Here is a 7159-nt window from a genome sequence, read left to right as displayed (position 1 = left end):
GTCCCTTCTACTCGACTAGTTTAAGTAGAAACTAGGTTATTCGCCATTATTCTTACTCTAAAAAACACCTATACGTAAATTTTTTGTTATTTCTAGTTTTTAAAGCTATCTACATATTAGGTATGCATTTAACAAATAATAACAAAAAATTTAAAGGAATGAGAGAAATGATGGATTTTTTCGACGATCTACCTACCTTACCTTATATATTTAAGGCATTGTTAATTTTTTTGGCTGCGATTATGCTTTTGCGTATCGCAGGAAAGAGATCGCTTGCAGAAACGACAGTTTCGGAAGCGGTGTTGAGGATTTCGATTGGTGCTGTACTAATCCAACCTTTAGCATTAAAAAATGAATGGGAAGCAATATATGCTGGAACTTTGCTTATTATAGGAATTGTAATATTAGCGAAAATACAAATATGGATACCAAAATCCAGAAAGTTTATTAATGGAGTACCATCAGTACTAATTAGTGATGGACAGATGAAATTAGAAGAGCTAAAAAAAGCCAGACTAACGACAAATGAGCTACAAGGTTCACTTCGCCTAAAAAACATAGGTAATGTCGAAGATGTAGAATTGGCGATATTAGAGTCCAATGGTAAAATATCGACTACCCTAAAGCCAAACAAAGCACCTGCAACCAAAGAAGATATTCAAAAAATTTTGGACATATTAGCTCAAAATGGTATTCGTCCCTCATCACAAAATCAGTCTGAAGCGAAAACGCCACCATTATTTCAAGAAGCATATGACGAGGGAGACATTGTGGACAATATGCCTCAGATACATTAAATAAGCTATCTTTTTTGTCGTTAGGACAACTCATACCTAAGCATTGTTCTTCAACTAAAGGGGGCTTGAGCACAAGAGGTTCGTCGCTTCGGCGGCTTTTTCATATTCGACTAACGGAGGCAGTTTAGTTGAACAAGTCTGTCGGTGTATACTAAACTGAAATGGAAAAGTTTGAAGGGAGTGGTCTTATTGTTTATTGCTTTGTTAACTTACAAACAGCCTTTAGAAAAAGTAGATGAATATTTACAAGAACATCGTCTTTATTTAGAAAAAAATTTTAAATCAGGGAATTTTATAATTGCTGGGAGAAGAAATCCCCCTATTGGTGGTGTTATTTTAATTAATCAGCCATCTAAAGAACAAGTAATAAATATAATTAAAGAAGACCCATTTTACTCAAATGATATGGCTGAATACGAATTAATAGAGTTTACTCCATCGAAATATGCTGAAGAATTCGAAGATTTTTTTAAATGATTGTTGTTAGTTTGACAATATCTTTAAAGACATCTCTAAATAAAATAGATTGTGAAAAAGAATACTTAAACTAAAGGGTGCTTTTCCGGAGTAACGAAAAAAGTCCAATTTCTCAATTTTAGCTGAGAAATTGGACTTTTTTATATTTACTTATAGTGCAAAATACCGCTTAAAATTGATGCAAAATAACTCCTAAAGTGACAGACTTTTACGTTGAAAACACGTTCACACAAACAAGTTGAGGAAGAGACAGGCATTAGTAAAAATACACTGATAAGGGCAAAAAGACGGTTAAAAGCGTAAGTTTGTAGGGGTTTCAATTATCTATAAAAAAATGATAATTAGTATTAAAAATTGAGGGAGCATTATATTCTCCCTTTTTTTGTTATGGACAATTAACACTTGTAAATATTTAAAGGTCGAGATTTAAAAATAACTATTGGAACACGATTTTGAGGTGCGACGGAGATTACTTGTAAAGCATTTTATCCTATCTTATCATACAGCATATTACCAAGTTTGCGGGATTACTGATTTTTTCTACATAATCTCAAACCTTAATGTTTAATTTAAGTGAGTAGGGAATAGGAAGTTCAAAACACATTTGGTATAAGGAGGACAAAATTTTGCCTTACGCATTTCACCAAGACTTTTTAGCGCCCGATGGTTCAAAAATTACAGCCCAGTTTGACAACAATAAAATTTTACGTACAGCAGAAGGAATGGATAGAGAGGGCATAAACAATCGTCTTGAAGTAGAATCTTCAGGTGAAAATAACTCTTCGATGCTTTTTTATGAAAACAATCATCTTGTCCTGAAATTTACTATTGCACCAAGTTCCGAGACCAAGGGAATCAAATGGCAGTTGCAGACTGATAAAAAATCTCTTGTTTTTGATGTTAGCTTGACTCAAGATGAAAAGTTCCGAGTGCAACCTACGTTAACCGATATAGGTGGAACAATGCACCCTGCTAACACTGAGATTACAGATAAGTCTAATTTGGTGCCATTATTCAGTAAGTATGCAAGCGACTTTCCGCAGAATGGATTAAGCTACTTCGAGCCCATGTTTCATGATGTAGCACAAGGAGCAAGAACTCGAATTAATTATATGGATACAACGACAACAGCGAGCACAAGCATGACCCCACACGAAAGAGCTGAATTGGATCGTGCCGGATGGGCATGTTTCGGGGCAGCAATGGTCACGCTTGCAACCGGTGGAGGACCATGGGGGGCATTAGGGGCATGTGTGATAGTAGGTGTTGTACAATGGGAGCTTGAAAAAAGCATGGATAGGGAAACCGAAGGGGGATATCATGATGGTTTTTCAGGTCCTACACCTGAAAGCAGCCCGGAAAGTGAACCCGGTAGCAATCCGGGAAGTGAACCTGAGAGCGATCCTGAACGTGGTCCATCAAGCGGTCCTGGGAGCGGTCCTCCTGATAGTGGCCCCGACAGTGGTCCCGGAAACGAAAGCCATGAAAGTGGCACTGGCATTGGAAGTACTCCTGGACACCGTACTTTGGTAGCTTTATTTTTCTTTAGTCTTGAGCAAGCTTATCCCTATTTAGTGCAACAGGAGGTTTCTCCATCCACTCATTTTTTATCATAAAGGATTTTATATTTTCTTCATATTGATACACATCTGCAATTATCTTTGCATATGTAGTTTTTAAATCTTTCCGGATACTTACTGCTGCACTATACCCATAACTGGCGATACCATCACGATTAAGTTGGTCTAATAGATAAGATATTAATTTATCTGAAAAAGGAGATGTTTTACCATCCAAAACATTCGTATCCCAAGTCATTGAAATAGGCAAATCATTTTGAACTAAAATATCACCTAATTTGTCTATAATATTTAAAGATAATTCTTTTCCATGTTGCAATAAACTCATTAATTGCTGATTAGAGGTAGATTGAATAAATCCAATTAATAAGTTTTTACCAATATAATTCATAAAAACATTTTTGTGTAGCTCATTTGCTTCTCTTGCCGTTAATTCTCTATTATCACTAAAGAAGTTACCCAAAAATCCTTTATCTGCAATTGGGTTTGTTTCATGAGTGGAGGTAATTGAAGGAGGTCTTACAAATACTCCCTTTTCCAATAGAATAGTTGTTGTACGTTCAAATAAACTTGAAATGTTTTTTAATTGTTCATGGAAAAAATTACGGATATCCTCCCTTACTGAATCGGATAGTGCCATACTTGTTAAGGACATTCCAATTTTAGACATATTATTTAAATAAAATAGTATAAAAACATCCGTATACATCTTAGGGGCATTTGGGTTTAAATCATCTTTAATGTTAAAGCCTTTGGGGATTGGATAGTTTTCACTTCGTAGAACAGATTCAAAAAATTGTACAGCAGTTTTAGAAATAGAACCCGCCTCACTACAAAGAGATTTAACTTCTTCTAATTCTGTTGTTAAGGTCAGATACTCCAAAACAACATTTGACATACTATTATTCATTAACTGTTCCCAACAGTGTGCTAACTCACCCGCAGTTAACTTTGCAGCCTTTTTATTATCCATATAATCAATTCCTTTTTAAGATTAATTTTATATTCTATAACAAGTATCTGGTATTTTTTTATCAATTATGTAATATTGCATGGAAAATTAATAATTTTTTGGTTTGACAAGGGAGATATCATAATTAAGAGGGCTTTTCAAATATTCAGCTACTAAAATGGGGGACTTTAAAAAAAAGTTTGTGAAATATTGTAATTAAACTATCGGGTGCATTACTGAAACAACGGTAATGCCTTTTCTTATTGAATGTAACGAGGGAGTTTAGTTTAACAAAAATTATATTAAATAAAGTTAAAAAGAGTTCAGCAATTGAACTCCTTTTAACAGAAATTTATTCTTCATATGACTTTAATTTATAATCTGGAACTTGTGGTGGTCATATGCTCCTACTACAGCTAACAAAAAAGCAGGCTAAGCCCCTAATATTTGTGTATAGGCCATCATACACTTTTTAAAACAAGTTGGGTACACGAAAAAATCTATCTAATTGTAATTCTATAATCGCTCCCGATTGGTCAGGATTATTTTTAATCTCATTCCCTTTCAGTTCAACAATGTAGATATACTCTGAATCTGTTAAATTTAAGTTTAAAGATATATAATCCACTGAAAAATCATCAAATCCGTTAAAAACTATAGGATTATTTATAACTGCTGAACAAAATTCCTTATCTGACAACTTAGTAAAATTAACTTCATCAATATAATCTCCTCCATCCTCATCAGATTCTTCATGATAAACTGAGCCGATTTAATATTAAGCGACTTAAATGGGAAAGTTGTATGAATACTTATTCTTGTACTTTTTTCTATATTCGGGGAGTAACTAACAGTTGCTCCAATAAACTGTTTTAGAATAGGCCCTGAATCTATAGAATCCTCCTTAAAGTCTAAAAAAGCCTCTGGTTTGGGTAAATCTATTTTTTTAGATGTATTAAATAGTGTGATTAACTGGAAAGAAAGCCCATTAAAATTAAAAAGGCAACGGTAAACAATAAAATTGTGAATATATTTCTAATTAAAATTACAAGTAAGAAAAACCATACAAACAAGACGAATACAATAGATACAATGGTAATGATAATGATCCTCTTAGTTAATTTATCAGGGATACCTTCCTTCATTATGATTTCATATTGATAATAATCTATTGCGAAATTAGATAAATCACCCCAAACTTTGGCTTTTGATTTTATATCTAAATAAATATCCCTACATTTCTGTAAACTGTGTTGAGTACTAAGAGAAACAAAAATCGAGAGCAATCCCACGACTGTTAAAAGTCCACCAGTCACACCAAAACCAATTGCTAAAGTATCTGCATGGCTTCCTTCATTTAAGATTGGTAAAAATGATTCTTTGATAGAATTCCAAAGTTCAATAAAGAATTGCATCAAAAACCTCCTAAAGAATAGTGATATATCCACTATTTTCTATTATTCTTATCTCAAGATTATTTTAACTAAAAAAATACCTTAAGTCTGTTATTTTATAAAAATAGAAAATGTTTAGGGGTTTGTATCATAATTGAAAAAGTTGATGAAGTAGGCTATTAAGATGTTGCAATTTAAATAAAAGAATTTGTTAATAAGGTTGACAGAGAAGATTGGGAGATTGTGAAGGATTATACTTAAAGTAACGGGTGCAAGAGTGAAACAAAGCAACGCAATCCATGATACGTTGCTTATTTTCGTTTATTAGCTAAAAATATTTCCTATACAGTTCCTGTCTTATATTTCCGCTTAATTGGGCATAAATCCTGGTCGTTTCACTCTTTTCATGACCTAATAAGCTTTGAATTACATCCAGAGGTGCTCCGTTATTCAAAAGGTGGGTTGCATAGCTGTGCCTTAGTTGGTGCGGATGTATGTCTTTATTGATGCCGGCACGATTGGAAATCCGTTTAATAATGTATCGCATCTGGGCAATGCTCATTCGATGGGGATCGCGTTCCGTGACAAAAATAGCAGGATCCCGGTCTTCACGACTATACAGGTAACGTTTTAACCAAATTTCGCAGCGAATATTAAAATAGAACCTCCCGTTCCTTATCGCCTTTGCCTCTTATAACGGCGGAACGGCTTGACCAATTAATTCTGCTTCTATCTAAGAAAACGATTTCTCCTATTCGGCATCCAGTGGAGAACATGAATTCAAGCAGAGCCTTTTCCATAGGGGTACAGCAGGCTTCTCGTAAATGCTCAATTTCAATTTCAGTCAAATATTTAGGGATTCGTTTTCCGCTTTCAGGTTCTTAACGAGATTAAAACCGCAGTAATTATTAAGCTAAAGGATCAGAATGGTTTAAGATGGGGGTAGTCTCTAAACCTTACGAAATTGTGGTAGGATTAAATTACATAGAAATTGAGGGGGAGAAAAATTGAATATATATATTACTTGTAGTCAGTGTATTAGATTAAGTCAAAATCCGCCTGATCCTCAAGATTTTCAGTTCTATAAAGTCCCTGTAAGTGAAGAAGGCGTTTATAATTTTACTTGTTATAAAGGACATGAGACAACAGCAATAACTGCTTATGATAAGTATCAAATATTATTCCAAATGGCTGCAAATGCTTTATTGGATGGCTATTACTTCGAAGCGGTGGGATGTTTTATCGCATCAGTGGAGAGGTTTAGAGAATGGGCGATTAAATTTATTTGGCATTTAAATGGCATAGATGAAGAGATATCTGCGGAACTATGGAAAAAACAATTTAAAAATTTTTCAGAAAGACAATTAGGGGCTTTTTCTTCGATGTTTATTAATCATTTTAAAGAAGCTCCACTTATTTTTGTTGATAAACAAAACAAATTTAGAAATAGTGTTTTACATAAGGGAATGATTCCCACTAAAGATGAATCATACGAGTTTGGGGAATATGTATTTAACTATATTCGCACGATTCAAAAGACTATATATACACAATACAAATCTGAATCATTTGAGTTTAGCTCTAAAGAGTTAAATAAGGCTTTACAAAATTTCAAACCATCCCAATTAATGAATGGGGAGGCAATACTGCAAAATGCAGCTGAAATGATACTGGTAATGGGTTATTCTGTGGATAGAAGTACAAGCTTCCAAGATGAAATTAAAATTTTGGAGGATTATAAAAACACATATCATTTACACGATACCAAATATCAAAAGTAAAAAAACGTATAACTATCCACCTAAAAGAAGTATATGTCGATTTTTAAATTAAGTTAAATAAGTTTAGCAGAAATCAAGCTGAATATACATTTGTAAAGATGAGTTGAGAATTATACTTAAACTAAAGGGTGCAAGAGCTAAAGACAAAGATCGCTGCGGCGGTCATTTTTCTTGTTCG

Annotated in this window: 6 protein-coding genes and 1 pseudogene; 4 read left to right on the top strand and 3 right to left on the bottom strand. The window is 33.8% G+C overall.

Annotated elements, in window-relative coordinates; translation table 11 throughout:
* The first annotated feature begins 167 nt into the window (after window positions 1-167).
* The 3 genes from JN080_RS27945 to JN080_RS27935 all read left to right on the top strand — a co-directional run bounded on the left by JN080_RS27945 (window position 168) and on the right by JN080_RS27935 (window position 2890).
* The gene (locus tag JN080_RS27945; RefSeq protein ID WP_256239215.1) at window positions 168-797 is read left to right on the top strand and encodes a DUF421 domain-containing protein; all 630 of its coding nucleotides are present in this window, start codon (window positions 168-170) and stop codon (window positions 795-797) included.
* A 180-nt stretch (window positions 798-977) separates the two neighbouring features.
* Window positions 978-1274: a YciI family protein gene (locus JN080_RS27940; RefSeq protein WP_256239217.1), complete on the top strand. Its 297-nt coding sequence runs from the start codon at window positions 978-980 to the stop codon at window positions 1272-1274.
* 626 nt (window positions 1275-1900) lie between these two features.
* A complete protein-coding gene (locus JN080_RS27935) occupies window positions 1901-2890 on the top strand; it encodes a hypothetical protein (protein ID WP_256239214.1) in 990 nt (329 codons plus the stop codon).
* Here the strand turns inward: JN080_RS27935 and JN080_RS27930 are convergent.
* From JN080_RS27930 to JN080_RS27920, 3 genes and pseudogenes are all read right to left on the bottom strand, one after another.
* Window positions 2820-3827: a DUF3231 family protein gene (locus JN080_RS27930; RefSeq protein ID WP_256239213.1), complete on the bottom strand. Its 1008-nt coding sequence runs from the start codon at window positions 3825-3827 to the stop codon at window positions 2820-2822. The two genes, JN080_RS27935 and JN080_RS27930, sit on opposite strands and share 71 nt — an antisense overlap.
* A gap of 947 nt (window positions 3828-4774) precedes the next feature.
* Window positions 4775-5221, bottom strand: a complete 447-nt coding sequence (locus JN080_RS27925) for a hypothetical protein (RefSeq protein WP_256239212.1) — start codon at window positions 5219-5221, stop codon at window positions 4775-4777.
* Between the two features lie 307 nt (window positions 5222-5528).
* Window positions 5529-6081, bottom strand: a pseudogene (locus JN080_RS27920) (tyrosine-type recombinase/integrase); the annotation flags it as partial.
* Between the two features lie 126 nt (window positions 6082-6207).
* On the opposite strand from JN080_RS27920, the gene JN080_RS27915 reads away from it, so the two are divergent.
* Entirely contained in the window at window positions 6208-6981 is a 774-nt protein-coding gene (locus JN080_RS27915; protein WP_256239211.1) for a hypothetical protein, read from the top strand.
* Window positions 6982-7159 lie beyond the last annotated feature (178 nt).

It is taken from the genome of Bacillus sp. EB600, assembly GCF_024494385.1.
Classification (GTDB): Bacteria; Bacillota; Bacilli; order Bacillales; family Cytobacillaceae; genus JAEVLT01.
The sequence above is the reverse complement of the archived record's forward strand: the minus strand, read 5'-3'. Positions and strand labels throughout refer to the sequence as shown.